The 25,208-nt window shown below is 66.2% G+C and carries 17 protein-coding genes and 1 pseudogene; 6 read left to right on the top strand and 12 right to left on the bottom strand.

The features are described from left to right. From B8115_RS07160 to B8115_RS07140, 5 genes and pseudogenes are all read left to right on the top strand, one after another. Nucleotides 1-1,351: pseudogene (locus B8115_RS07160) on the top strand (malto-oligosyltrehalose synthase); the annotation flags it as partial. A gap of 1 nt (nucleotide 1,352) precedes the next feature. Continuing rightward, nucleotides 1,353-2,069, top strand: coding sequence for a DUF2934 domain-containing protein (locus tag B8115_RS07155; protein WP_010627092.1), 717 nt, complete (start codon nucleotides 1,353-1,355; stop codon nucleotides 2,067-2,069). Nucleotides 2,070-2,148: 79 nt separating this feature from the next. Next, entirely contained in the window at nucleotides 2,149-4,332 is a 2,184-nt protein-coding gene (gene glgX / locus B8115_RS07150) for a glycogen debranching protein GlgX (RefSeq protein WP_010627091.1), read from the top strand. A 28-nt stretch (nucleotides 4,333-4,360) separates the two neighbouring features. Continuing rightward, complete coding sequence (gene glgB, locus B8115_RS07145; protein WP_010627090.1) at nucleotides 4,361-6,613, top strand: 1,4-alpha-glucan branching protein GlgB; 2,253 nt, start codon at nucleotides 4,361-4,363, stop codon at nucleotides 6,611-6,613. Between the two features lie 43 nt (nucleotides 6,614-6,656). Beyond that, nucleotides 6,657-7,955, top strand: a complete 1,299-nt coding sequence (locus tag B8115_RS07140) for an MFS transporter (protein WP_010627089.1) — start codon at nucleotides 6,657-6,659, stop codon at nucleotides 7,953-7,955. 3 nt (nucleotides 7,956-7,958) lie between these two features. Here B8115_RS07140 and B8115_RS07135 read toward each other — a convergent pair whose 3' ends face one another. The 12 genes from B8115_RS07135 to doeA form a co-directional block, all read right to left on the bottom strand. Next, nucleotides 7,959-8,642, bottom strand: a complete 684-nt coding sequence (locus tag B8115_RS07135) for a haloacid dehalogenase type II (protein ID WP_010627088.1) — start codon at nucleotides 8,640-8,642, stop codon at nucleotides 7,959-7,961. An 89-nt stretch (nucleotides 8,643-8,731) separates the two neighbouring features. Beyond that, nucleotides 8,732-9,682 carry a cyclodeaminase gene (locus tag B8115_RS07130; RefSeq protein WP_010627087.1) on the bottom strand — a complete coding sequence of 317 codons (951 nt, stop codon included), beginning with the start codon at nucleotides 9,680-9,682 and terminating at the stop codon, nucleotides 8,732-8,734. A gap of 27 nt (nucleotides 9,683-9,709) precedes the next feature. Next, the gene (eutB, locus tag B8115_RS07125) at nucleotides 9,710-10,708 is read right to left on the bottom strand and encodes a hydroxyectoine utilization dehydratase EutB (RefSeq protein WP_010627086.1); all 999 of its coding nucleotides are present in this window, start codon (nucleotides 10,706-10,708) and stop codon (nucleotides 9,710-9,712) included. Between the two features lie 154 nt (nucleotides 10,709-10,862). Further along, nucleotides 10,863-12,287 carry an aminotransferase gene (locus B8115_RS07120; RefSeq protein ID WP_010627085.1) on the bottom strand — a complete coding sequence of 475 codons (1,425 nt, stop codon included), beginning with the start codon at nucleotides 12,285-12,287 and terminating at the stop codon, nucleotides 10,863-10,865. A gap of 269 nt (nucleotides 12,288-12,556) precedes the next feature. Beyond that, nucleotides 12,557-14,056 carry an aldehyde dehydrogenase family protein gene (locus B8115_RS07115; protein ID WP_010627084.1) on the bottom strand — a complete coding sequence of 500 codons (1,500 nt, stop codon included), beginning with the start codon at nucleotides 14,054-14,056 and terminating at the stop codon, nucleotides 12,557-12,559. Between the two features lie 190 nt (nucleotides 14,057-14,246). Further along, nucleotides 14,247-17,024: an aminotransferase class I/II-fold pyridoxal phosphate-dependent enzyme gene (locus B8115_RS07110; protein ID WP_010627083.1), complete on the bottom strand. Its 2,778-nt coding sequence runs from the start codon at nucleotides 17,022-17,024 to the stop codon at nucleotides 14,247-14,249. A 67-nt stretch (nucleotides 17,025-17,091) separates the two neighbouring features. Further along, nucleotides 17,092-18,120, bottom strand: coding sequence for a C45 family autoproteolytic acyltransferase/hydolase (locus tag B8115_RS07105; RefSeq protein WP_010627082.1), 1,029 nt, complete (start codon nucleotides 18,118-18,120; stop codon nucleotides 17,092-17,094). Next, nucleotides 18,117-19,589: a biotin carboxylase gene (locus B8115_RS07100; RefSeq protein WP_010627081.1), complete on the bottom strand. Its 1,473-nt coding sequence runs from the start codon at nucleotides 19,587-19,589 to the stop codon at nucleotides 18,117-18,119. Before B8115_RS07100 ends, B8115_RS07105 begins: the two co-directional genes overlap by 4 nt. A 149-nt stretch (nucleotides 19,590-19,738) precedes the next feature. Beyond that, nucleotides 19,739-20,608, bottom strand: a complete 870-nt coding sequence (locus B8115_RS07095) for a carbon-nitrogen hydrolase family protein (protein WP_010627080.1) — start codon at nucleotides 20,606-20,608, stop codon at nucleotides 19,739-19,741. 196 nt (nucleotides 20,609-20,804) lie between these two features. Continuing rightward, nucleotides 20,805-21,281: an Lrp/AsnC family transcriptional regulator gene (locus B8115_RS07090; protein ID WP_010627079.1), complete on the bottom strand. Its 477-nt coding sequence runs from the start codon at nucleotides 21,279-21,281 to the stop codon at nucleotides 20,805-20,807. 47 nt (nucleotides 21,282-21,328) lie between these two features. Beyond that, nucleotides 21,329-22,342, bottom strand: coding sequence for a N(2)-acetyl-L-2,4-diaminobutanoate deacetylase DoeB (gene doeB, locus B8115_RS07085; protein WP_010627078.1), 1,014 nt, complete (start codon nucleotides 22,340-22,342; stop codon nucleotides 21,329-21,331). A gap of 31 nt (nucleotides 22,343-22,373) precedes the next feature. Beyond that, entirely contained in the window at nucleotides 22,374-23,573 is a 1,200-nt protein-coding gene (doeA, locus tag B8115_RS07080; RefSeq protein WP_010627077.1) for an ectoine hydrolase DoeA, read from the bottom strand. A 214-nt stretch (nucleotides 23,574-23,787) separates the two neighbouring features. Between doeA and B8115_RS07075 the strand changes: the two genes are divergently transcribed. After that, nucleotides 23,788-25,194, top strand: coding sequence for a PLP-dependent aminotransferase family protein (locus tag B8115_RS07075; RefSeq protein ID WP_010627076.1), 1,407 nt, complete (start codon nucleotides 23,788-23,790; stop codon nucleotides 25,192-25,194). The last annotated feature ends 14 nt before the right edge of the window (nucleotides 25,195-25,208 follow it).

The raw sequence follows: 25,208 nt of genomic DNA, 5'->3' as shown, positions 1-25,208 counted from the left end.
ATATCGCGAGCAAGCCATGGCCGGCGCCCGCACGGCGCTGAGCCCGCCCGACGCCGCCGTGCTGGCCCGGCTCGAGCGCTGGTTGGGCGGCGAAGCCCCCGCCGACGCCGAAGACGCCGAGGAGCGCTGGCTGCGCCAGAGCGCCATCGTGCGCTTTCAGCAGCTCACCTCGCCGGTGGCCGCCAAGGCCGTGGAGGACACCGCCGGCTATCGCAGCGCGGCCCTGATCTCGCGTAACGACGTCGGCTTCGACGGCGAGCATTTCAGCCACTCGCCACGCCAGTTCCACGAAACCAACGCCTGGCGCGCACGCCACTTCCCCCACGGCCTGGTCGCCACCGCCACCCACGATCACAAGCGCGGTGAAGACGTGCGGGCGCGTCTTGCCGCGCTGAGTGAAAGTCCCGCCGACTTCGCCACCTGTGTCGAACGCTGGCGCGATCTCGCCGCCCCGTTGCGCCAGGTGCTGCCCTCGGGTGCCACCCCCAGCCCCGGCGACGAACTGATCCTCTACCAGCTGCTGCTCGGCGCCTGGCCGCCGACGCTCTCACGTCACGACGACGACGGCATGCATGAATTTGCCGAACGCCTGGCTCAGTGGCAGCAGAAAGCCGTGCGCGAAGCCAAGCTGCGCACGCACTGGCTGTGGCCCGACGAGGCCTACGAGAGCGCCTGCCGCGATTACCTGCTGGGGCTTCTGGCCAGCCCCGAGTTGTGCCGCGAGATCGAGGCGGCGGCCCGCGAGCTCGACCTGCCGGGCGCGCTCAACGGCCTGGTTCAGACGGCGCTGAGGCTGACCGTGCCCGGCATCCCCGACCTCTATCAGGGCTGCGAATATTGGGATTACAGCTTGGTCGATCCCGACAACCGCCGCCCGGTCGATCACGCCGCACGGTTGGCGACGCTCGACCGGCAGCAAGCGCTCGGCGAGGCGCTGTCCGACTGGCGCCACGGCGCCGTCAAGCAGGCGTTGATCACACGCCTGCTTGCGCTGCGCCACGAGCGGCGCGAGCTTTTCGTCCATGGCGACTATCGGCCGCTGGCCACCGCCGGCGCGCATGAGGAGCGGCTGATCGCCTTTCTGCGCAGCCACGCCGATCGGCAACTGCTGGTCGTCGTGCCGCGGCTGTCAGCAGGGCTGCTGACGGACGCCGACCGCCCCCTGGTGCCGCCGACGCAGTGGGGCGACAGCGGCATCTGCCTGCCCCAAGGGGCACGTGGCGCTTGGCAAAGCGCGCTGACCGGTACCACCCTGACAGTAACGACGGAGACTGTCGCCGCCGGGGAATTGCTGAAGGATTTCCCCGTCGGCGTCTACCTACGAGACACGCACAGGCAAAGGGAGAGCTAGGATGGCTGACGAAGAGCGCGTACGGAACCTGGCCTACGAAATCTGGGAGTCGGAAGGACGACCCGAAGGGCAGCAGCAGCGCCACTGGGACATGGCGCTGAAGATCGTCGCCGCGGAGCAGGCGGCGGGCATGGACGCCGAACTCGAGGAGGTCGGCGAGCCGGTTGACGAGCCACCCATTCTCGAGGACGACCTACCGCTGGAGGATGACGAAAGGGGCATCGATGAGAACCGGCTGCCGCTGGAGCCCCCCGACGGTGAACCCGACTTCGACGAACTGCCCTACCGCGACGACCGCGACGTGGCCCAGGACGTCCCGGTGCAGGATCGCGGCAGCCCCGGCCCGGCCCCGGACGAGCCCGAACCTACCGCGGCCTCGACCCGCCCGCTGCCGGCCGAGGAGGCGACCAGTACCGGTACCCAGGATCAGGGGGTCGCCAATCGTGGCGGCGAAGAGGCCAGGGAAACCTCGGCGGAGCCCGGCCCGGGGCCCATGGAGCCGCTACCACCGGGGTCCGCTACGGCCAGGCGTACACGCAAGCCGCGCCGCGAGAGCGATGGCCTGACCCAGCCCGACGGCACCGACACTTCCCAAGTGTCGGGCAAGACGGCCAAGGGACGAGGCAAGACGACCGGTGAGAGCAAGCCCAAGGCGGCAGCCGATTCGCCCGCGGGCAAGAAGGCCGCAGCGGGCAGCCGCAGCAAATCGCGCAAGTAAGCAGCGCATGCGCAGATGGCGAGAGGCGTAGCACGACACAGGGCAGCAAGACGCCCACCGCGATCAAGGACGACGAACGATGAACACGAGGCAGGAGCCGCAAGAGATCGACCCCGCCGTGGCGATCGATGAACAACCCGGGGTGATCCGGAGTTCGCGCGTGCGCGAGGGCTGGCCTTTCCCGCTGGGCGCGACCTGGGATGGGCTGGGCGTCAATTTCGCTCTCTTTTCCGCCCATGCCACCCGGGTCGAGCTATGCCTGTTCGACGCGAGCGGCACCCATGAGGTGGAGCGCATCGAGCTGCCGGAGTACACCGACGAGGTGTGGCACGGCTACCTGCCCGATGCCCGCCCGGGCCAGCTCTATGCCTACCGGGTCCACGGCCCCTATGAGCCCGAGTCGGGGCATCGCTTCAACCCACACAAGCTGCTGCTCGATCCCTACGCCAAGCAGCTCGTGGGCGAGCTGGTGTGGGACGAAGCGCTGTTCGGCTACACCATCGGCCATGCCGACGGCGATCTCAGTTTCGATACCCGCGACAGCGCCCCCTTCATGCCCCGCTGCCGGGTGATCGACCCCGCCTTCACCTGGGGCCGCTCCCGTGGCGTTCAGCAGCCCTGGGAGCGCACCGTGGTCTACGAGACCCACGTGCGCGGCTATACCATGCGTCACCCGGCGGTGCCCGAAGCGCTGCGCGGCACCTTCTCGGGGCTGATGGTCAACGAAGTGGTCGACTACATCCGCTCGCTCGGCGTGTCGTCGGTGGAGCTGCTGCCGATCCACGCCTTCGTCGACGACCAGCACCTGCTCGAGCGCGGGCTGCGCAACTACTGGGGCTACAGCACCCTGGGCTTCTTCGCCCCCCATTCGCGCTATCTCTCCGGCAGCAACATCAATGAGTTCAAGCAGATGGTGGCCTGTTATCACGCCGCCGATCTCGAGGTGATCCTCGACGTGGTGTACAACCACACCGCCGAGGGCAACCATCTCGGCCCCACCCTCTCCTTCAAGGGCATCGACAACGCCTCCTACTATCGCCTGCTGCCCGACGAACCGCGCTACTACATCGACGATACCGGCACCGGCAACACGCTCAACCTGAGCCATCCCCGGGTACTGCAGATGGTCACCGACTCGCTGCGCTACTGGGCCACCGAAATGCGCGTCGACGGTTTTCGCTTCGACCTGGCGACCATCCTCGGCCGCGAGCCCCACGGCTTCGACGAAGGCGGCGGCTTTCTCGACTCCTGCCGCCAGGACCCGGTGCTGAGCCAGGTGAAGCTGATCGCCGAGCCTTGGGACTGCGGCCCCGGCGGCTACCAGGTGGGCGGCTTCCCGCCCGGCTGGGCGGAGTGGAACGACCGCTTCCGCGACACCAGCCGTGCCTTCTGGCGCGGCGACGAGGGCCAGCTCGCCGAGTTCGCCTCGCGGTTGATGGGCTCGGCCGACCTGTTCGACCGCCGCGGCCGCCGCCCTTTCGCCTCGGTCAACTTCGTCACCGCCCATGACGGTTTCACCCTGCACGACCTGGTCGCCTACGACGACAAGCACAACCAGGCCAACGGCGAGGAGAACCGCGACGGCCACGACCACAACCTCTCCTGGAACCACGGCGAAGAGGGACCCACCGACGACCCGGACGTCCACTCGCTGCGCCTGCGCCAGATTCGCAACTTCCTCGCCACGCTGCTGTTCTCCCAGGGCACGCCGATGCTGCTGGCCGGCGACGAGCTGCTGCGCACCCAGCGCGGCAACAACAACGCCTACTGTCAGGACAACGAGCTGAGCTGGCTTGACTGGAACCTGGAGGGCGACGCCCACGACCTGATCGATTACCTGCGCCGGCTGATCGCCCTGCGCCTGCGCTATCCCATTTTGCGCCGCGGCCGCTTTCTCTCCGGCGAGTACAACGAGGAGATGGGACTCAGGGAGGTCACCTGGTTGGCTGCCGACGGTAGCGAGATGGACGTGCAGCGTTGGGAGGATCCACAAGCGCGCTGTCTCGGCCTGCTGCTCGACGGCCGCGCCCGCCCCTCGGGCATTCGCCGCGCAGGCGACGACCGCTCGCTGCTGATCCTGTTCAACGCCAGCCCCGAACCGATCGCCTTCTGCCTGCCCGACGTACCCCGCGGCAACGGCTGGGTGTGCCGGCTCGATACGCGTGACAGCACACCGCCCGATGCCGGCCTGCGCGCCTTCGGCGAGGAGTACGCCATGCTCGGACGCTCGCTGGTCATGCTCGAACTGGAGCAGGCGCCATGAACACGACCACCTCTCGACGGAAGGGCACATGACGGAACTGATGGCCTGTAGTGATGATTGGGAAACGAAGCCGAGCGAGCAGCAAGCGAGCGCTGCCAGCGCCGCCCTGCCCCGCCGTGATGCCGAGGCGCTGGCAAGCGGCCGCCATCCCGACCCCTTCGCAGTGCTGGGGCTGCACGCGCAGGGAGATGGGTACGCACTCAGGGTCTACGTTCCCGGCGCCCAGGGCGTGGACGTCCTGCGGCGTGACAGCGAGCGTATCGAGGGCCGCCTTACCGAACTCGGCACAGCGGGGCTGTTCGTCATCGCGCTGAGCGAGATCTTCCCCTACCGGCTGCGCATCCACTGGCCCGACGGCGTTCAGGAGACGGAAGACCCATACAGCTTCGGCCTCCTGCTCGGCGACATCGACCTGCACCTGATCGGCGAGGGCACCCATCGCGACCTCGGCCGCTGCCTGGGCGCCCAACTCATGGAGATCGACGGCGTGGCGGGCGTGCGCTTTGCCGTGTGGGCGCCCAACGCCCGGCGTGTCTCGGTCATCGGCGCCTTCAACGGCTGGGACGGCCGTCGCCACCCCATGCGCCTGCGCCACCAGGCCGGCGTGTGGGAGCTGTTCGTGCCGCGTCTGCAGTCGGGCGAAGCCTACAAATACGAACTGGTGGACGCCCATGAGCACGTCGTGCAAAAAGCCGATCCCGTAGCGCTGGCCAGCGAACTGCCGCCCGGCACCGCCTCGAAAGTGGCCGATATCGAGAATTTCGAGTGGCACGACGAGGCCTGGCTCGCCCGGCGCGGCGAGACGCTCGCCCCCGACCGGCCGATCGCCATCTACGAAGTGCACGCTGCCTCGTGGCGCAAGCACGGCGGCAACGAGGGCGAACTCTACGACTGGCGGGAGCTGGCCGAGCAGTTGATCCCCTATGTGAGCGAGATGGGCTTCACCCACATCGAGCTGCTGCCGATCATGGAGCACCCCTTCGGCGGCTCCTGGGGTTATCAGCCGCTGGGGCTGTTTGCGCCTACCGCACGCCACGGTTCGCCGGCGGATTTCGCTTTCTTCGTCGATGCCTGCCACCGGGCGGGGCTCGGCGTGATCCTCGACTGGGTGCCGGCCCATTTCCCCACCGACGCCCACGGCCTGGCGCGTTTCGACGGCACCGCCCTGTACGAGTACGAGCATCCTCATGAGGGCTTCCATCAGGACTGGAACACCTACATCTACAACCTGGGCCGGCGCGAGGTGCACGGCTTCATGCTCTCTTCCGCCCTGCACTGGCTCAGGCACTATCACATCGACGCCCTGCGCGTGGATGCGGTGGCCTCGATGATCTACCGCAACTACTCGCGGCGCGACGGCGAGTGGATTCCCAACCGCCATGGCGGTCACGAGAATCTCGAAGCGCTCGACTTCCTGCGCCACCTCAACCAGGTGGTGGCCGAGGAGGTGCCCGACGCCGCCGTCATCGCCGAGGAGTCGACCGCCTGGCCCGGCGTGACCCGGTCGGTACCCGAGGGTGGGCTGGGCTTTGCCTACAAGTGGAACCTCGGCTGGATGCACGACACCCTGAGCTACATGGCGGAGGATCCTCTCTACCGCTGCCATGGTCACCACAACATGACCTTTCCTCAGGTCTATGCATACTCCGAGCGCTTCATGCTGCCGATCTCCCATGACGAGGTGGTCCACGGCAAGCGCGCGCTGCTCGACAAGATGCCCGGCGACGAGTGGCAGAAGTTCGCCAATCTGCGCGCCTATCTCGCCACGCTGTGGACCCAGCCGGGCAAGAAGCTGCTGTTCATGGGCTGCGAGTTCGGCCAGTGGCGCGAATGGGATCACGACCGCGAACTCGACTGGTGGCTGCTCGACGAGCCGCGCCACGCCGGGGTCCGGCTACTGGTGGGGGATCTCAACCGGCTGTATCGCGAACAGCCGGCATTGCACCAGGGCGACTGCGACCCGGCCGGCTTCGTCTGGGTCATCGGCAACGACCACGCCAACAGCGCGTTCGCCTGGCTGCGCTGCGATGCCCACGCAGAGCCGCTGCTGGTAGTGGCCAACATGACCCCCGTGCCGCGGCACGAGTACCGGGTCGGCGTGCCGCGAGCCGGCGCCTGGGAAGAGATCTTCAACAGCGATGCGGCGTGCTACGGCGGTTCGAACCTGGGCAACCTGGGCCGCCTCGAGGCCAACGAACAACCGCTGCACGGTCAGCCGGCGAGCCTGGAGCTGACCCTGCCGCCGCTGGCGGTGATCATTCTGCGGCCGCTAGCGAGGTAGGGAACACACTCACGACTTCAACACGGAAGTAAGGAGAGATGGCATGCTGGCCATGCTGCAACCGGTCCGTTCGATTCTCTGGAGCGTCGCCCTGCTGCTGCTGGGCAACGGCCTGATCAATACGCTGCTGACGCTGCGCGGCACCGACGAGGGATTCTCGTCCACCATGGTGGGCGTGATCATGTCGGCCTACTTCGTCGGCTTCACCTGCGGTACCTGGGTCAGCAGCCGCTTGATTCGGCGCGCCGGGCACATTCGCACCTTCGCCTTCTGCGCCGCGCTGTGCGCCTCGGGCGCGCTGCTGCACATCATCTTCGTCGACCCCTGGGTGTGGATCGTGCTGCGCTTCTTCTACGGCCTGGCCTTCGTCACCCTGATGACGGTGATCGAGAGCTGGCTCAACGGCCAGGCGGCCAGCCACGAGCGCGGCCGCGTGTTCGCCACCTACATGCTGGTGAACCTCGGGGCGATTGCCGCCGCCCAGCAGATCCTGCGCCTGGACACGCCCGGCGGTTTCCTGCTCTTCGCCGTGACGGCCATCCTGATCAGTTGGGCACTGCTGCCGATCACCATGACCCGGCGCCAGCAACCCACCGTGCCCGAAAACGCCAAGAGCAGCCTCAAGGCACTGATCGGCTTCGCGCCGCTATCGGTCACGGCCTCGGTGCTGTCGGGGCTGGCCATGGGCGCCTTCTGGGGTATGGCGCCGCTCTATGCCCGCCAGTTGGGCTGGAGCGCCGGCGACGTGGGTACGCTGATGAGTGTGACCATCCTGGGCGGCGCGCTGCTGCAGCTGCCCATCGGCCGCTTCTCCGACAAGCACGACCGCTCTCGGGTGCTGACCTGGGTGGTGATCGCCGCCGCGGCGCTGGCCGCGATGATGCCGTTCGCCCCCAACCAGACCGCGCTGCTGGGGCTGTTCTTCCTGTGGGGCGGCTTCTCCTTCGCCATCTACCCGCTGGCGGTGGCGCAGTTGATCGACCAGCTACATCCCGAAGAGGTGGTTTCGGCCTCGGCCGACATGCTGGTGACCCAGGGGGCGGGCAGCGCCTTGGCGCCGATTCTCGCCGGGGCGCTGATGGGCGTGCTGGGGCCCCAGGCGCTGCCCTTCTACATTGCCGCGGTGCTGGCCGTGCTGGGTGCCTATGCGCTCTATCGTCGCCGCCACGTCTCCGATCTGGTCTATGGCCATCCCGCCCACTTCGAGCCGATGACCCAGACCAGCCCGCTGGCGTTGGAGATGCTCTTCGACGACTCCCAGCCCGACCTGTTCGACGACCCCAGCTTCTACGAGGAGCACGAGCGCAAGCGGCTGATCGAGGCGTACCAGCAGCGGGACTAGTCCTCAGCTCAGGCGATCAGAGAGCGCCTCCAGGTCGGTGACGGTCAGGTCCGGCTCGATGCCCCAGGGGTCGAAGGGGGCATCGAGGCTGCGCCGCACCCAGGCGGCATGCAGTCCGGCATGCCGCGCGCCGATCACGTCGAAGGGGTTGCTCGAGATCAGCCAGGTGTCGCCGGGAGCCACGTCGAGGCGGTTGCGCAGATGAGCGTAGACGGCGGGATCGGGCTTGAAGCGCTTGACCTCGTCGACGCTGATCACCGCTTCGAAGCACTCGCCTATTCCGGCCTGTTCGAGTAAGCCGCTGACCGCATCGAAGGTGCCGTTGGAGAAGGCCACGCAGCGCATGCCGCTCGCTGCCAGTCGCTGGAGCGCACCGGCGGCCTCGGCAAAGGCGGGCAGGCGCCCGTAGACCGACATCAGGTGGTCCTTGTCGACGTCCGACAGCTGCGTCTGCAGGGCGCGGTCGGTGAAATCCAGCGCTTCTCGGGTGCACTGCCCGAAGGTTACGTAGGCCCCCATCAGGCCGCGGCGAAAGCTGTACTCCAGTTGCTTGTCGCGCCAACGCCGCGAGAACTCGGGGGCCAGCTCCGCCCTGCCGCTCCTGCCGAGCCGCTCTTCCAGTTCGGCGACCACGCCATGGGTATCGATCAGGGTACCGTAGACATCGAAGGCGAGTACCGTTGCCATCCGCTGCGCTCCTCGTTGCGTTTCGTCACCCCAAGCATGGGGGCTGCCCCGCCGTGGCTCAAGGCGTGGTAGCGGTGGCACCCTGCTGCTTACCCCGCCAGCCGAGTGAGGGCGAAGTTGGCGATGGCGGTGTCCTGCACGCCGGTGCCGGTCAGGTCGCACACGGTGATGGTCGCCTCGGAATTCCGCAGCCGCTCCCCCCGTTCGATCACCCGGCCCAGCTCGTATACCTGGAATGGCGGCTCGCGCCCCGCGTTGGCACAGACCTTGAGTTCCCCGTTGTGCTCGCTCTGCGCCCGGCTGTCGCAGACGAAGGCGTCGGCCCGGGTCAGCACCGATTCGTCCAGCTCGCGCTTGTCGGGGCTGTCCGAGCCCATGGCGGTGACGTGCACGCTCTCGGGCAGGTCGCTGGCGAAGAGCAGCGGCTCCCGCGACGGCGTCGTCGTCACGATGATATCGGCCTGGGCACAGGCGGCATGCACGCTGTCGCGCACGGTGACGGTAAGGCCTTGGCTGCGCATGTATTCGGCGTACTCTTCGGCCGCTTCACGGCGGCGTGCCCAGACGTCCAGGGTATCGACGTTACGCACCAGGCGCAGTGCCTCGACCTGCCGCCGCGCCTGTTCGCCGGCACCAATCACTCCGACCCGGCGGCTGTCCTCGCGGGAAAGGTGCTTGGCGGCGATGGCTCCGGCCAAAGCGGTACGCACCATGGTTAGATAGCCCTCGTCGAACAGCACCGCCTCGACCTGGCCGGTCTCGGCGGAGAACAGCATCATCAAGCCGCTCAGGCTCGGCAGGCCGCGCTTGGGATTGTCGAAGGCGCCGCTGCTGACCTTGATCGCATAACGTTGCCACCCCTTGATGTGGGCGGTCTTGACGTCGACTTCGCTGTTGAACTCCTCCATGGCCATCGACAGGATCGGCGGCTGCACCACTTCGCCGCGCCCCAGCGCGGCGAAGCCCGCCTCCACCTGGTGCAGCGCCTCGTCGTCGATGCCCACCACCGCTTCGATTTCGTCACGTCGATAGAGCTTCATGTTTCCTCCTTGAACACTGCAAAGACCTCAGCCATGGGCAAGCTGGCGCGCTTTGTCGAGCGTCTCCAGCGCCACGCCGTTGCCGGAAAGAATCAGCGCCACCCGCTGGCCGCGCACCTCGAGCCCATGCTCCACCATGGCCGCGAGCCCCACCGCGGCGGCGCCTTCTACCAGAAGCTTCTCGTGCTCGAGGATGTCGACCATGGCCTGGGCGATGGCCGCTTCCGAGACCTGAAAGTGGTCATCCATCACCTCGCGCACCAGGCTGAACGTGCAGCGATTGTCGAGGCCGATGCCGCCGCCCAGCGAGTCGGCCAGACTCTCCACTTCCTCGACCGCCACGGGACGCCCCGCCTGAAGGCTCTGCCACATGGCCGCGCCACGGGAGAGGCTAACGCCGGTGATGCGGGTCTCGGGGCGGATGGCCTTCACCGCCGCGCCGATGCCCCCCAGCAGCCCGCCGCCGGAGAGTCCGACGATCACCCGGTCGAGATCCGGCGCATCCTCCATCAGCTCCAGGCCGATGGTGCCCTGGCCGGCCGCGATCAGCGGGTCGTCGAAAGGCGGAATCAGGGTCATGCTGCGCTCGCGGATCAGGCGCTCGACCTCGCCGAAGGCCTCGTCCTGGCTCTCTCCCACGCGCCTGACCTCGGCGCCCAGCGCCTCGATGGCGGCCACCTTGTTGGCCGGCACCAGGCGTGACAGGCAGACCGTCGCGGCAATGCCGAGCTTCGATGCGGCATAGGCGACGGCACGGCCGTGGTTGCCGGTGGAGGCGGTGACCACGCCGGCCTCCAGAGCATTGCGACCGTGACGCTCGATCAGCGCGGCGATCATGTTGACGGCACCGCGCAGCTTGAAGGCGCCGGTGGGCTGAAGGGTTTCCAGCTTGAGCAGGATATCGGCGTCGAAACGCCGCGACAGGGCAGGCGAACGGACCAGTGGCGTACGCAGCGCCTGTCCGGCGATACGGCGACGCGCCTGGTAAACGGCAGCGAGGGTAACCCCGTGAGCAGAGGTCGACATGGCAGATCCAGTTGTGTGGCTCGTGGCGAGAGGCTTGGCGCTTTCAGCCTAGAAGAGAAGGACAGGCCCAGCCAAACGAAGCGCCGCGGGCATTACCCGCGGCGCTCGTGGTCAGACATACTGGTCGCTTGCCGATTCGACTCGGCAGTACGGCTCAGCTCACCGACATGGCGGCCTTGACCACGCCTTCGCGCACCAGCTCGTCGGTGACCTTGTTCACCGCGCGCTCGGCACGGGCGACGATCTCGTCGACCTCGGCGCGGGTCGCCACTAGCGGCGGCGCGAAGCCGAGAATGTCGCCCTGAGGCATGGCGCGGGCGATCAGGTTCTCGTCCAGCGCCGCCGCGGCGATGCGCGGGCCGACCTTGTGCGCGGCATCGAAGTGCGCACGCTTGGCCGGATCGATGGAGAATTCCAGCGCCGCCAGCATGCCCACGCCACGCACGTTGCCGACGATGGGATGCTCGCCGAAGGCGGCCTGCATCTGCTGCTGCAGGTAGGCGCCGGTTTCGGCGGCATTCCGGGTCAGCCCTTCGCGCTCGATGATCGCCAGGTTGGCCAGCGCCGCGGCGCAGCCCAGGGCGTGGCCGGAGTAGGTCCAGCCGTGGCCGATGGGGCCGTACTGGCCGGTGCCCTGCTCCAGCACGCTCCATACGCGGTCGCCGACGATCACGCCGGAGAGCGGCTGATAGGCGCTGGTCAGGCCCTTGGCGACGGTGATCAGGTCGGGCTTGATGCCGTAGTGGTGGCTGCCGAAGTCGGCGCCGATACGACCGAAGCCGCAAACCACTTCGTCGGCGATCAGCAGCACGTCGTACTTGGCCAGTACCGCCTGGATCGCCTCCCAGTAACCTTCCGGCGGCGGCACGATGCCGCCGGTGCCGAGCACCGGCTCGCCGATGAAGGCGGCTACGGTGTCGGGGCCTTCGGCCAGGATCATCTCTTCCAGCTTCTGGGCACAGAACTGGGAGAACTCGCGCTCGCTCATGCCTTCCTGCTCGGCGGCGCGGTGGTAGTAGTACGGCGCCTCGGTGTGCAGGATGCCGGCCAGCGGCAGGTCGAACTGGTCGTGAAACGCCTTGAGGCCGGTCAGCGAGCCGGTGGCCAGGCCAGAGCCGTGGTAGCCGCGCTGGCGCGAGATGACCTTCTTCTTCTGCGGGCGACCGAGCACGTTGTTGTAGTAGCGCACGATCTTGAGCTGGGTCTCGTTGGCGTCACTGCCACCCAGGCCGTAGTAGACCTTGGACATGCCGGGGCCGGCGAGCTCGATGATCTTCTCGGAGAGCGCGATCTGCGGCTCGTTGGAGTGGCCCACGTAGGTGTGATAGTAGGAGAGCTCCAGCGCCTGCTGGTAGATCGCCTCGGCCACCTCGGTGCGGCCGTAGCCGATGTTGACGCAGTACAGCCCGGCGAAGCCGTCGATGAACTCGCGGCCGTCCTTGTCGACGATGTGGATGCCCTTGCCGCCGGTGATCACCCGGCCCGGCGCGTCGCCATGGGCGAAATCGCGCAGGTGGGTGGAGGCGTGGAAGGTGACCTTGCGGTCGCGCTCGATCAGATCGCGGTGCTGCTGGTTCATTATGCTCTCTCTATATCAAAGGCCCCGCCGCAGCGGGGAGATGTTCGATTCGTTATGACGTCGCTGGCCCAGCGCCAGGGCAGGCCAGCGAGCGATATCTACCCAAGGGCGCTGACGCAAGTGCAGCGGCGCGCGGCGATCGACATGGATGTCGATCGAGGACCGGCAAGAGGGACCTTGATCAGGTCCGACGCGCAAGCCGCAAACGCAGCGTCAGGGTTTCGCCCTTGGGCATCGCGAGATGGGATGCGCTGGTGCCTCCTCTCGCTTCAGCTCCCCGATACGGAGCCCAAAGCCCCCAGGCAGTAATACTTGGTCTCGAGATATTCGTCGATCCCGGTGATGCCGCCCTCGCGGCCCAGCCCCGACTGCTTGACGCCGCCGAAAGGCACCGGCGGGCCGGTCATCTTCACCGAGTTGACGCTGACCATGCCGTACTCCAGCGCCCGCAACAGCTTCCAGATGCGGCGGATGTCGTGGGTGTAGACATAGGCCGCCAGGCCGTACTCGGTGTCGTTGGCCATCTCGATCACTTCATCGTCGTCACGGTAGGCGGTCACACCGGCCACCGGGGCGAAGTTCTCCTCGCGCCATACCTTCATCTGCGGCGTCACACCAGTGAGCAGCACGGGCATGAAGAAGTTCTCTCCCGGCGCCTGGGTCTGGTCGCCGGCCACCAGGGTCGCGCCGCGGGAGATGGCGTCGTCGACGATGGCCGCCGCCTTGTCCACCGCCTGGCGATGGATCAGCGGCCCCAGGTCGACCTCGCTCTCCATGCCGTTGCCCACGGTCAATGCCGCCATGCGCTCGGCGAAGTGTTCGACGAACTCGTCGTGGATCGACTCGTGCACCAGGATACGGTTGGCCGCCAGGCAGTCTTGACCCGCGGTCTGGAACTTGGCCGCCACCGCGGCAAAGGCCGCCTCCTTGGGGTCCATGTCGGGGCCGACGATGAATGGTGCATTGCCGCCGAGCTCCAGCGACACGCGCTTCACCGTCTGGGCGCTCTGCTCGAGCAGCAAGCGGCCGACCCGGGTGGAACCAGTGAAGGATAGCGCCTTGACCCGCTCTTCGGCACACAGAATTTTCGAAACCTCGGCGGGCTCGCCCAGTACCACGTTGAACACCCCTGCCGGAATCCCGGCGCGCTCGGCCAGCTCGGCCAGGGCCAACGCCGAGAACGGCGTCTCGCCGGCCGGCTTGACCACCACGCTGCAGCCGGCGGCCAGGGCAGCGGCAGCCTTGCGGGTGATCATCGCCAGCGGGAAGTTCCACGGCGTGATCAGCGCGGCGATGCCCACCGGCTCCTTGAGCGTGCCCAGGGCGGCATTGGGGATGTGGCTGGGAATGGTCTCGCCGAAGGTGCGCTTTCCCTCCTCGGCGAACCAGCGCACGAAGCTGGCGCCGTACTCCACCTCGCCGCGGGCATCTGGCAGCGGCTTGCCCTGCTCCAGGGTCATGATGATCGCGAGGTCCTCGCGGTGAGCCTGCAGCAGGTCGTGCCAGGCCATGAGCCGCTCGGCGCGCTCGTCGGCACGCAGCGCGCGCCAGTGCACGAAGGCGGCATCGGCGGCGTCCACCGCTTCGCGGATCTGGTGCGATTCGAGCCAGGGGATGTAGCCGATGACCTCGCCGGTGGCGGGGTCGAACACCGTCTCCTCACGGCCGCCGTCGCCGTGGGTCCACTTGCCGTTCACATAGGCGTGCTGACGGAACAGACGCGGATCATCGAGCATGGTGGACAGTGTATTGGTCAACTTCATGTTCATGTGGCACCTCCCCTGACACCGGCCCCTCGCTCACGGGCCGGCTGTGGCAAAAACGGCAGAGCAGCCGGCGGCTGCTCGATGGGTACAGGGTAAGGGCAAACCCGGGGCGGGACTTTTCGTTAACCCGCAGGGCAAGTGTGCTTTTTTTTGTCCTCCCGGACTAAGTTGCGTTTTTTTCTGCGCGCCGCACTCAGGTCTCCGGCGGCGCGGCCAGCGCCTCTTCGGTAAATACGATCAGGCCCAGCTCCGGCCGGTAGCCGTGGATCTCCTTGACGTCGAGCGCCTGCAGGAAATAAAGGATCTCCTCGCTGACCACCTGCCCCGGCACCAGCACCGGGAAGCCCGGCGGGTAGGGAATCACGAAGCTGGCCGAGACCACGTCGCGACCGGCACGCATCTCGGCCTGGAGCTCGCCGTTGTCGAAGCGCAGATACTCGGTGTTCTCCTCGTCGTAGCTCAAGAAGTAGGCGCGGCGAATGTCGCCCTCCGGTGTCTCGCTGCGCTGACGGAAGGCGTCGTGGAAGCGGCTGAAGTCGGGCAGCGGCGGCAGCTCCTGAGTCAGCGAATGCACCCGGTGCTCGATGATCTTGCGCTCGGGCCGGCTGCTCTCCTCCCAGCGGTACTCGAACTCCTTGGCCAGCTTGATCAACACGTCGAGCAGGTAGGCGATGGAGCCGCGAGTCGTACCGATGTTGGTCATGAACAGCACGGTGTTGCGCGAGGTCTTGTTGATCTGAATGCCGTATTTGTTCATCAGGTATTCGTTCTTGAAGGCATCGCCGTCGACCCCAGTGTTGCCGATGGCAATGGTCACCCGGGTGGGGTCGACCACGAACTCGTCCCGCGCCCAGGCCTCCTCCATCTGGTTCCAGCCGGTCACCGGGTCGAAATAGGACTCGACCCCCGATTCACGATACTCGACGGGCACCATGTCGCTGTTCTTGAGTACCCGGAAGTACTTCTGCAGCTGCGGATGGGTGTAGAGCTGCTCGCGTAGCGACAGCGCCGCCTCTACCTGGGCATGAACCAGCTCGAAGCCCTCCATCTCGGCCTGCATGCGCCCGACGTCCAGCGACGCCACAATCTGATAGTTGGGCGAGGTGGAGGTATGCGTCATGTAGGCCTCGTGGAACGGCGCCTCGACCTTCTGACGGAAGTCCTGGTCCCAGACATGGATCATCGAGCCCTGGCGCAGCGAGGTCAGGGTCTTGTGGGTGGAGTGGGTGGCATAGGCGCGGATGCGCACCGCCTCCGGATCGGGCAGCAGCCGGCGCTCGAGCCAGGTGGCGTCGTCGTCGGGGTCGAGCGTATCGAACTCCGCCTTCCATGCCGCGTACTCCTCGCGGTAGGCCTCGCTGCGGTAGCGGTCGCGCAGGGTGCGCGCGGCGTGCATGGCGGTGCGCGGCCGATAGGTGGGATTGAAGGTGGCGAAGGCGAACCACGCCTCGTCCCACAGGAACACCAGGTCGGGCTTGATCGCCAGGCACTCCTCCATCACCCGGCGCACGTTGTAGACCACGCCGTCGAAGGTGCAGTTGGTCAGCAGCAACATCTTGACCCGGTCGAGCTGGCCGGCGCGCTTGTACTCCAGCAGCGTCTTCTTGATCTCGCGCAGCGGCACCGCGCCGTACATCGAGTAATCATTGAGCGGGTAGGAGTCCAGGTAGCTGACGTGGGCGCCCGCCAGCACCATGCCGTAGTGGTGCGACTTGTGGCAGTCGCGGTCGATCAGCACGATGTCGCGGGGCTTGACCAGCGCCTGCACCACGATCTTGTTGGCCGTCGAGGTGCCGTTGGTGACGAAGAAGCTCTGCCGCGCACCGAAGGCCCGGGCGGCGTACTCCTGGGCCTTCTTGATCGGCCCATAGGGCTGCAGCAGTGAATCGAGGCCGCCCGAGGTGGCCGAGGTCTCTGCAAGGAAGATGTTGATGCCGTAGAAATCGATCATGTGCCCCGCCCAGTGCGAGCGGGTCACCGACTTGCCCCGCGAGATGGGCATGGCGTGGAACACCCCGGTGGGCTTCTTGCTGTATTCGCGCAGGGCATCGAAGAACGGCGTGCGATAGCGGCTGTCGATGGCACGCAGGATGGTATGGTGCTGCTCGATGTAGTCGGTTTCGCGATAGAAGATGCGGTTGAAGTGGCGGATGTCGCGGCTCGCCGTGGCCTCGACGTCGCCGCTGGTGACCAGGAACTGGTCGATCTCGGGACGCAGCTCGTGGATCATCGAGCTGAGCAGGATGCTGCGTTCGGCCTCGGTCTGGTGTTCCAGCTCCTTCTCCGACAGGCCTTCCAGATAGTTGCGCAGCGCACTGAGGTTGTACTTGGACTTGTAGGGAAACTCGTAGCGGATCAGGCAGGCCTGGATGTTGGGGTTGACCAGCACCGCGATCAGGGCGTCCTCGAAGCTGCGTACGGTGACCACGTCGTAGACGAAGCGGTCCTCGGGCCGGCGCAGGCTGTGGAACGCCTCGCGCACCACTTCCTCTTCCTGGGACGAGAGGTTGTCGACGATCAGCAGCTCGAAATAGGGCTGGGCCGAACTGTTGGAGGCCGGGTGCCCATGGCGCAGCTGCGCCAGCGCATCCATGGTCTCGAGATCCTCGGCACTGGCATCGGTTTCGGAGAGGTCGACATGACGCCGCCGATAGGATTCGCTGATCAGCGCCCGCACCAACCGCTTGACCACCTTCTCCAGCAGCGCGTACTCCTCGCGGTCGAACAGCCCCCAGAGATGGCGGAAGTCCTCCTTGGAGGGGAAGGCGTGATAGTCCTCGATGATCTCGAGCCGCGTCAGCTTGACGTCGATCGCCTTGATCAGGTTGCGTGCACGGCTCTCGTCGTTGAGCCGCACCAACTGCCCCAGGTCGCGCTTGAGCGCATTCCAGGTGTCGGCGCGAAGCTGGGAGATCTTGTGGTAGAAGCCCAGCGCGGTATAGGGCGTTTCGGTATGGCTGCTCTCGTTCATGGCGACACCCTTTCCATCGTTGTTCGTTGTCTTTCTCTCAGCGCCAGCTCACGGCCGACAGTGCCGACTATCTCGGGCCGTAACGGACCCGCAATTGCTGTTCGGGAAAATGATCGAAGGCCAGTTCCAGGCGCTGCTGCGGCCAGCGATAGCTGACCCGCCCCGACTGCGGCCAGTACGCGGCGGTGTAGATGGTGCCAAGCCCGCGTGCGTAGTCGCGACGAAACAGCGGCGGCGCGGCGAAGGCGTCGAGCAGGCGCGCCTCGCTGGTAGCCGGGTCGTCCACCAGGATCGACAGCTGGCGCTCGCGAATCAGGGTTTCCGAGGCCAGCGCATGGGCGTACCACTCGATCTTCTTCTGGTGGTTAGTGGCCACCGCCACCCGGCGGATGCTGGCCCGCTGGTCGGGAGCGATCATCGCCGTGACGTAGCGTCCCGCAGCATCGGTCAGGGTGATGTTGTAGGCCATATGGCTGGGCACTCGGGCCAGTACCTCGGCGGCCTGAGGCACGCTGTCGCAGAACTCCAGCAGATAGCGCAGGATGATCGGCGCGCCGAAGCCCTCGCCCACCGCCTTGCGTCCACCGAAGGCCAGCGATACGGCCAGGCCCGCCTCGTTCATGCCATCCAGCACGCCCCACAGGCAGTCGGTCATGGCGATCACGCCGCGTCCGTTCCAACGGGTGTACAGCACGCTGCCCTCGCACAGCTCCGGCGGGTAGTCGTAGTTGCGCGCCAGTATCGGCGCGCCATCGCGCACCAGCACCGCCTGGGAACAGCCGGTGATGTACGGCGGCGGCTGGTAGAGGCTGAGAAAACGCGCCGCCAGATCGCCGCCACCGGCCAGCTCGCACAGCGCCCGGTAGGTCTCCAGCAGCTCCGGCATGTGCCGACGCAGGGCGTTGTAGCAGCTCAGGTAACCCGGCCGCTCACGCTCCCCCTCGGCCAGGTACCACGCCTCGTAGGCTGGCCAGTGGTAGTCGAACAGAGACCGCCACTTGGGCCCCGGCACCTCCTCCTGCAGGGTACGAAAGACCAGCGCTTTCTCCATCTCCCCTCGCCGCGCCTGGTGATGCCGCTCGACTTCTCCGTTCATAGGATCTTGAAGTTGCCGCCGCCGATGGCGTGACTCACGGCGACCTCTTCCACCGCCGGGTCCTGCAGCGGCTGGCCGGCATACTCCCCGCGAATGCCCTCGATCCAGGCCTTGGCCCGCTCGGTGAGCTGGAAGTCATCGTCCATCAGACGGCCCCGGGTGATCAGGATGCCCAGGTCGGCGCCCTCGTAGCGGAAGTCGCCCGGTCCGCTGATGCGCAGGAAGAAGGCCTCGCGCTCATTCTCGGCGGCATGCGGGTGGTAGCTGTAATGGTCGTAGGCCATGCGGCTGTCAGCGCCCAGCGTCCACACCCCGGTGCGTGGCGCCTGGGTGAGCAGATCGACGCTCTCGTCGGTGTGCTTGATCACCAGTTGGCTCCAGCTGTCGACGCTGTCGGGGTGCGACCAGCGCTCGTTGATCTCCTCGATGTCGAGATCGAACTCGACGTCAGAGAACTCCAGCAGATGGAACAGGAACAGCGGGATGTCGGAGTGGGCGAAAGCGGCCACGTTGGTCAGCGAGCTGGCGCCGGTGACCCGAGGATTGAGTTCGCCCAGGTAAACCTCGCCGTTGTCCATGTCGATCAGGAAGTCGAGCTCGAAGTAGCCGCGGTAGCCCTCTTCGCGCAGGGCCTCGCCGAACTTGAAGGTGTACTCGCGGGCCTTGTCGCGGATCTCCTGGCTGAAGGCGCCAGCGAACATCTCGTTGCCGCACCAGCCGCCCTTGTAGGGGGTCAACGACTTGAAACCCACCAGTTCGGTCATCAACGGCCCCACCACGGTGCCACAGCGGGTGGCGCAGGCCTCGATGGCCGAACCACGGCAATTGATGCGCTTCATGATCTTGACCTCGGGCTCGGCCTCGATCTCCTCGGCGTGCTTGTAGTAGTCGTCTTCGCTGGCGATGAAGAAGGTGGTGTGGCCGGAGTCGCCGTAGGCGGTCTGCACCACCAGGTCGTCGCCCAGCTCACCGCTGACCTCGAGCAGCTCCTGGTAGCTGCCGACCCTGGCCAGCACGTTGGGCACGCTGGGTACCCCGGCCTTGTTGCCGATCCGCACCGTCTCGATCTTGTTGTCCATGCGCGAGCGCAGCTCGGCCGGTGGGAAGGCGACCCGCAGACCGAGCTGCCGGCAGATCTCCTCGGTGTGCTCGTCGAACATCAGGAAGGCGGCGACCCCGGCATCGTCGCCGCTGGCGCGCGACTGGATGAAGTCGATCACCTCCTTGTGCTCGAGCAGGTAGTTGTTGATGTCCTCGATGCTCTCGAAGTCCCGCGGGAATTTCTCCTTGGGCACGAAGACGTTGCGCTGCTGGCCGTCGAAGCAGTCGATGTAGTTGATGTGGCGGAAATTGCCCACCCAGTCGCCGATACCGAGCAGGTTGAAGTTGGTCGCCGATATGAAGTAGACCGGTTCCTTATTGTTGCGAAAATGGCGGCGAACGTCGGCAATGTTATTGATCTTGTTCATTGTTTTCGCTCCAACGATGACGGAAGGGATAGCATCGGCGCGGCCTGTACCGGCGACCGATGCCGTTGCGGAGCCGCGTGGCGGGAAGCTCCGCTGCAACAGTTGTATCAGGCGCAACAGGAACTCCCGCATGACGACCTCCTGTAGGGTCAGTACTCCTCTATATCGGTGCGTTGCGGTTTGGCCAGCGGCCCCAGGCTGGCAAGAAACGGCGAGGGGCCATGCTCGAAGCGGTAGATCGAGAAATCCACCTGGCGGTCGCGGAAGCTCTTCAGCGGCTGACCCAGGCCGCGCAAACCGGTTTCACGCTCGCGCCGCACCCGGCCGAAATCGACCTCGATGGGCATGATCTCCTCGCCGCCGCCAGCTTGATGAATCACGTCGCCAGAAGGCCCCACCACGATGGAGCGACCGTTGCCGAGGGCGCCGGCGCCGTTGATGTCGAAGAAGTAGCACTGGTTGACCGCGGCGTTGGCACGGGCGATGGAAAGCTCGATATCGCGGTCGATGGTATCGGTCATGGTGGGGTGGAGGATCACCTCGGCGCCCATGGCTGCCAGGGTCCGGGTGGTCTCGGGGAACCACATGTCGTAGCAGATCGACACACCGAAACGACCGACATTGGGCACGTCGAAGACGACGAACTCCATGCCGCTCTCCACGCCGGCCTCGTAGGGGCGGAAGGGGAACATCTTGCGGTAACGCGCCACCACCTGCCCACTCGGATCGATCACCGACAGGGTGTTGTAGATACCGCTTTCGGTACGTTCGAACATGGATCCGGGAATCAGCCAAATACGGTACTGCTCGGCGAGCTGGCAGAAGAACTGCTCGACATGGCTGGGTAACGGGTGGGCGTGGTGTGGCGAGGCGCCGAGCGGCATCAGCTCACTGAACAGAACCATTTGCACCTGGGGAAAGCGGCTCATCAGCGCGTCGACCCGGTGGCGCATGGCCTCGGTATTGTCACCGTGATGCAGGGCCTGCATCTGCACCCCGGCAATGGTGAAGTAGGACATGGGCATCTCTCTACGTCAGGCGATCTTGTCTCAGGGCGCTAACCAACTCGTCCGGCACCGCGATGACATGCCGGAAGATCGCCCGGCTGAGTGAGCCGTAGGCTCACTCTCGCTTTAAGCTTATGCCATGATTCTACTCAGAGTATCAACGTTGAGTTCGCGTTGGATGCCGCGCCGCCAGCGGCCCTAGTCTAAATCAACTGAGAAAGTCGCCCCGCTCCAGTCCCGGTGCAGGACGTTTGACCGCCTTGGTCACAATGTAGGTGAAATAACGCTCGATGCCGACATCCGAGGTGAGCCAGGCGTCGATCAGGCGCTGGTAGGCATCGACGGAGTCGGCCTCGACCTTCATCAGGTAGTCGACCCCGCCGCCCACGGCCACGCATTCGGTGACCTCGGGGGTTTCGTGAACCAGCGCCTCGAAGCGGGCGAAGCTCTCGGCATTGTGCTGCTTGAGCTCGATCTGCACCCACACCGGGGTGCGCTTGACCAGCGCATCGGGGTTGAGGCGTGCGGCGTAACCCTCGATGATGCCGGCCTTCTCCAGCCGCCGCACCCGCTCCCAACACGGGCTGACCGAGAGGTTGATGGCCTCGGCCAGCTTCGACTTGGTGATGCGTCCGTCGCGGGACAGGATCTCGAGAATCTTAAGGTCGTATCGATCGAGCTTCATCGTTCTCTCTTGTCATGTTGCTCTTGTCATTGGCAGAGCGGCACGAATCAGCCGAGGGTATCGACGACGTCGGCGATCACGGCAATGGTGTCGCCCATGTTGACCAGCGCGGGGAAGCGCCGCGCCGCCAGGATGCCGTCGCGACCGGCGTGGTACTCGACCGGCGTCGCGCCGCTGCGGGTCATGTCGTAAACGCGGGCGATCACCTGGCCCTTCTCCACCCTGTCGCCCAGCGCCAGGGTCAGCTCGAGCAGACCCGTATGTTCGCTCTGCACGTAGCAGCTGGCGTCGGGCATATCGAGATAGATCTGCGGCTCGGCAGGCATCTCCACCTCGCCCTGGAGCAGGCCGAAATAGATCAGGAAATTGCGCACGCCGCGCTCGGTGAGGGCCAGGCTCTCGGGGGTCGAGGTGCCGCCGCCGCCCAGCTCGGTGGCGACGAAGACCTTGCCCTGACTCTCCACCGCGGTATCGAACAGCGCCGCGGCATCGAGTTCGAACATCATCATGGCGTAGGGGGCACCGAACGCCTTGGCGCCCTCCAGGGCCTGGCGCTGCTGCTCGGGGTCGTCGAGCACGTGGGAGGCACCGAAGGGAATGATGTCCAGGGTGCGACCGCCGGAGTGCAGGTCGAGCACTACGTCGCACATCGGCGTAATGACCCGGGTGAAGTAGTCGGCGATCTTCTCGGTCACCGTGCCGTCGGGGTCGCCGGGAAAGCTGCGGTTGAGGTTGCCGCCATCCATCGGCGAGGTGCGCTTGCCGGCCATGGCCGCCGGCATGTTCATCATCGGCACGATGATCACGCGACCGCTCACGTCCTCGGCACGCAGCGAGCTCGACAGCTTCATCAGCGCGGTGATGCCCTCGTACTCGTCACCGTGGTTGCCACCGGTCAGCAGCGCCGTGGGGCCCTCCCCGTTCTTGACCACGGTCACCGGAATCATCACCGCCCCCCAGGCCGACTCGTCGGTGGAGATCGGCAGCTTGAGGAAGCCGTGCTGGACGCCGTCGGCGTCGAAGTCCACGGTGGCGCTGATCGGGCTGGGTCGCTTGCTCATCTTGCTCTCCTTGACTTGACGAACGCTGGCCTTACTTGACGAAAAGCTGGCGCGGAAAATTGGCCAGCGCTTCGCAGCCGGTCTCGGTGATCAGAATGCTCTCGGTTATCTCGAGCCCCCAGTCGTCCTGCCACAGGCCCGGCATGAAGTGGAAGGTCATGCCCGGTTCGAGAATGGTCTCGTCCGAGGGACGTAGGCTCATGGTGCGCTCGCCCCAATCGGGCGGATAGCTGATGCCGATGGGGTAGCCGCAGCGGGCGCCGCCGCGGTCGAAGCCGTACTTGTCCATCGCCGCACCCAGGGCCATGGCGATGTCGGCGGTGCGATTGCCTGGCTTGGCCACGGCCAGGCCGTTCTCGATACCCTCGAGCAGGGCCGACTCGGCGCGCACGAAATCCTGCGGCGGCCGGCCCAGAAACACCGTGCGTGACAGGGGCGCATGGTAACGCTTGAACACCCCGGCAATCTCGAAGAAGGTCCCTTCCCCCTTGCGGAACGGCGTGTCGTCCCAGGTCAGATGGGGCGCCGCCGCATCCTTGCCGGTGGGCAGCATGGGCACGATGGCGGGGTAGTCACCGCCGTGCACCTTGCCGTTCTCGTCGACCCAGCCCTCGATACCGACACGGTAGATCTCCGAGACCAGCTTGCTCTTGGGCAGGCCGGGCTCGATCACCTCCAGAATGCGTGAGTGCATACCCTCGACGATCTTGCCCGCCACCCGCATGTAGGCAATCTCCTGGGGCGACTTGATCGCACGGCACCAGTTGACCAGCGAGTTGGCATCCATGAAGCGTGCATGGGGCAGTTCGCGCAGCAGACTCTGGTAGGCCTTGGCTGAAAAGTAGTAGTTGTCCATCTCCAGCCCCACCACGCCCTGATGCCAGCCGCGATCGGGCATGATCGACTGGGCCAGGTAATCCATGGGGTGCATGTCCGGATTCTGGACGTAGTAGTCAGGGTAGTAGGTGATGTTGTCCGGATCGATCCAGCAGGTGCGCAGCGCCCCGTTGGCGTCCATGCGCCGGCCGTACCACACCGGTTCGCCCTCCAGCCCCACCAGCACGCACTGGTGCACGTAGAAGGACCAGCCATCATAGCCCGTCAGCCAGGCCATGTTGGACGGATCGCTGATCACCAGCACGTCGATCCCTCGACTGGCCATTTCGGCCCGCACCTTCCATAGCCGGCTGGCATATTCCTCACGAGTGAAGGACAGGGATACCTGAGTCATGGGCCACTCGCCATAAAATCACCAAGAACCGGCCCTCTCCGCTACATGAAGAAGGCCGGGCCATCGGATAGTCGGTCATCGCGGTCAGGGGTGAAAGGACCGGCCCAAAATTGTCATGATCGATTTTGACGGAAAACATGACAATCCCAGTTCAATGCCGCTAAGCTGATAGTAGCATCCCCCCTTGGCTGGCGGTCAAAGGCTTTATTGAATCATGACGATTGATCTGACCCCGTACCTGACGGATACGGGCCCCAAGTACCTGGCCATCGCTCGTGCTCTCTCGGAAGCGGTGCGTCAGGGGGAGCTGGTGCCCGGTACCCGGCTGCCGCCTCACCGCCAACTGGCCGAGAGCCTGGGGGTCAGCGTCCAGACCGTCTCGCGCGCCTATGCTCAGGCGGAGAGAATGGGGCTGGTGCAGGCCCGGGTGGGCAGCGGCACCTGGATCAACGCGCTGGACGATGCCAAGGAGTCGGCCTATCTGCGTGGCCACGAAGCACGTCAGGAGAATCCGCTGATCGATCTGTCGATCGCCCACCCGGTATGCCCGCCGAGCCATCATCTGCGCTTTCGCCATACCCTGGCCGAGCTGGCCGAGCTGGCCAGCCCCGACGTGATCGGCGCCTGCCGCCCCATCGCCGGCCTCACGCATCAGCGCGAGCGCGCCAGCGCCTGGCTGCAATCGCGCCTGCACGTACCCGGCGAGATGGACGACCGCATTCTCTGCAACGGCGCCGCCCACGGCCTGATGCTGGCGATTTCCAGCGTGGTGCAGCACGGCGACCTGGTGCTGACCGAAGCACTGACCGATCACGGCCTGATCGCGCTCTCGCGCACGCTGGGCTTCCAGTTGCGCGGCATCGCCATCGACCACGAGGGCATCGTGCCGGAAGCGCTTGAGCTGGCCTGCCAGCGCTTCAAGCCGCGCGCGCTCTACCTGACCCCGACCCAGCTCAATCCCACCGGGGCGACCATGAGCGAGGCGCGACGCGACGCCGTGGCCGAGGTGCTGGCGCGGCACCGGGTTTGGCTGATCGAGGACGACGTGCATGCGCTGCTGGAAGCCCCGGGATTAACCCCCGTCGCGGCACGCATTCCGCAGCTGAGCTTCCACGTCACCAGCCTGACCAAGGTCACCGTGCCGGGGCTGCGTGCCGGCTACCTCACCGTGCCGCGCGGCCAGCTGCACCATGTGCTGCCGCGCATGCGTGCGACCACCTGGATGGCAACGCCGCTGATCTTCGAGATCGCCGACCGCTGGCTTGCCGATGGCACCGTCGAGACCCTGGCCGCCGAACAGCGTAGCCTGCTGGGCGAGCGCCAGCAGCTTGCCCAGCGCCTGCTCGGCCATCATGCGCTGGAGTCGCGCCCCACCAGCCTGCACGTTTGGATTTCGCTGCCCGACGCCTGGCGCGCCGAGGAATTGCAGCAGCAGGCGGAGCAGGAGGGGCTGGCGATCACCACGGCGGTGCCGTTCATGGTGGAGCAGACTCCGCCGCCCAGGCGCATCCGGGTGAGCCTGGGTGCCGAGCAGGACATTGCCCGCCTGGAAGAGGGGCTCAAGCGCTTGGCCGTGCTGCTCGACGAGGCGCCGCCGCCCATGATGCAGATCGTGTACTGAGAGATCGTCTACCG

The sequence above is a fragment of the Halomonas sp. KM-1 genome, assembly GCF_000246875.1.
Lineage (GTDB): Bacteria > Pseudomonadota > Gammaproteobacteria > Pseudomonadales > Halomonadaceae > Halomonas > Halomonas aerodenitrificans.
The sequence above is the reverse complement of the archived record's forward strand: the minus strand, read 5'-3'. Positions and strand labels throughout refer to the sequence as shown.

Bases quoted from the DNA above. Each gene is read 5' to 3' on its own strand.
- B8115_RS07155 (WP_010627092.1), top strand. From the start codon at position 1,353: ATGGCTGACGAAGAGCGCGTACGGAACCTGGCCTACGAAATCTGGGAG.
- glgB (WP_010627090.1), top strand. From the start codon at position 4,361: ATGACGGAACTGATGGCCTGTAGTGATGATTGGGAAACGAAGCCGAGC.
- B8115_RS07095 (WP_010627080.1), bottom strand. From the start codon at position 20,608: ATGTCCTACTTCACCATTGCCGGGGTGCAGATGCAGGCCCTGCATCAC.
- B8115_RS07130 (WP_010627087.1), bottom strand. From the start codon at position 9,682: ATGAAGCTCTATCGACGTGACGAAATCGAAGCGGTGGTGGGCATCGAC.
- B8115_RS07120 (WP_010627085.1), bottom strand. From the start codon at position 12,287: ATGAACCAGCAGCACCGCGATCTGATCGAGCGCGACCGCAAGGTCACC.
- B8115_RS07140 (WP_010627089.1), top strand. From the start codon at position 6,657: ATGCTGGCCATGCTGCAACCGGTCCGTTCGATTCTCTGGAGCGTCGCC.
- glgX (WP_010627091.1), top strand. From the start codon at position 2,149: ATGAACACGAGGCAGGAGCCGCAAGAGATCGACCCCGCCGTGGCGATC.
- B8115_RS07110 (WP_010627083.1), bottom strand. From the start codon at position 17,024: ATGAACGAGAGCAGCCATACCGAAACGCCCTATACCGCGCTGGGCTTC.
- B8115_RS07075 (WP_010627076.1), top strand. From the start codon at position 23,788: ATGACGATTGATCTGACCCCGTACCTGACGGATACGGGCCCCAAGTAC.
- B8115_RS07115 (WP_010627084.1), bottom strand. From the start codon at position 14,056: ATGAACATGAAGTTGACCAATACACTGTCCACCATGCTCGATGATCCG.
- doeB (WP_010627078.1), bottom strand. From the start codon at position 22,342: ATGAGCAAGCGACCCAGCCCGATCAGCGCCACCGTGGACTTCGACGCC.
- eutB (WP_010627086.1), bottom strand. From the start codon at position 10,708: ATGTCGACCTCTGCTCACGGGGTTACCCTCGCTGCCGTTTACCAGGCG.
- B8115_RS07090 (WP_010627079.1), bottom strand. From the start codon at position 21,281: ATGAAGCTCGATCGATACGACCTTAAGATTCTCGAGATCCTGTCCCGC.
- B8115_RS07135 (WP_010627088.1), bottom strand. From the start codon at position 8,642: ATGGCAACGGTACTCGCCTTCGATGTCTACGGTACCCTGATCGATACC.
- doeA (WP_010627077.1), bottom strand. From the start codon at position 23,573: ATGACTCAGGTATCCCTGTCCTTCACTCGTGAGGAATATGCCAGCCGG.
- B8115_RS07105 (WP_010627082.1), bottom strand. From the start codon at position 18,120: ATGAACGGAGAAGTCGAGCGGCATCACCAGGCGCGGCGAGGGGAGATG.
- B8115_RS07100 (WP_010627081.1), bottom strand. From the start codon at position 19,589: ATGAACAAGATCAATAACATTGCCGACGTTCGCCGCCATTTTCGCAAC.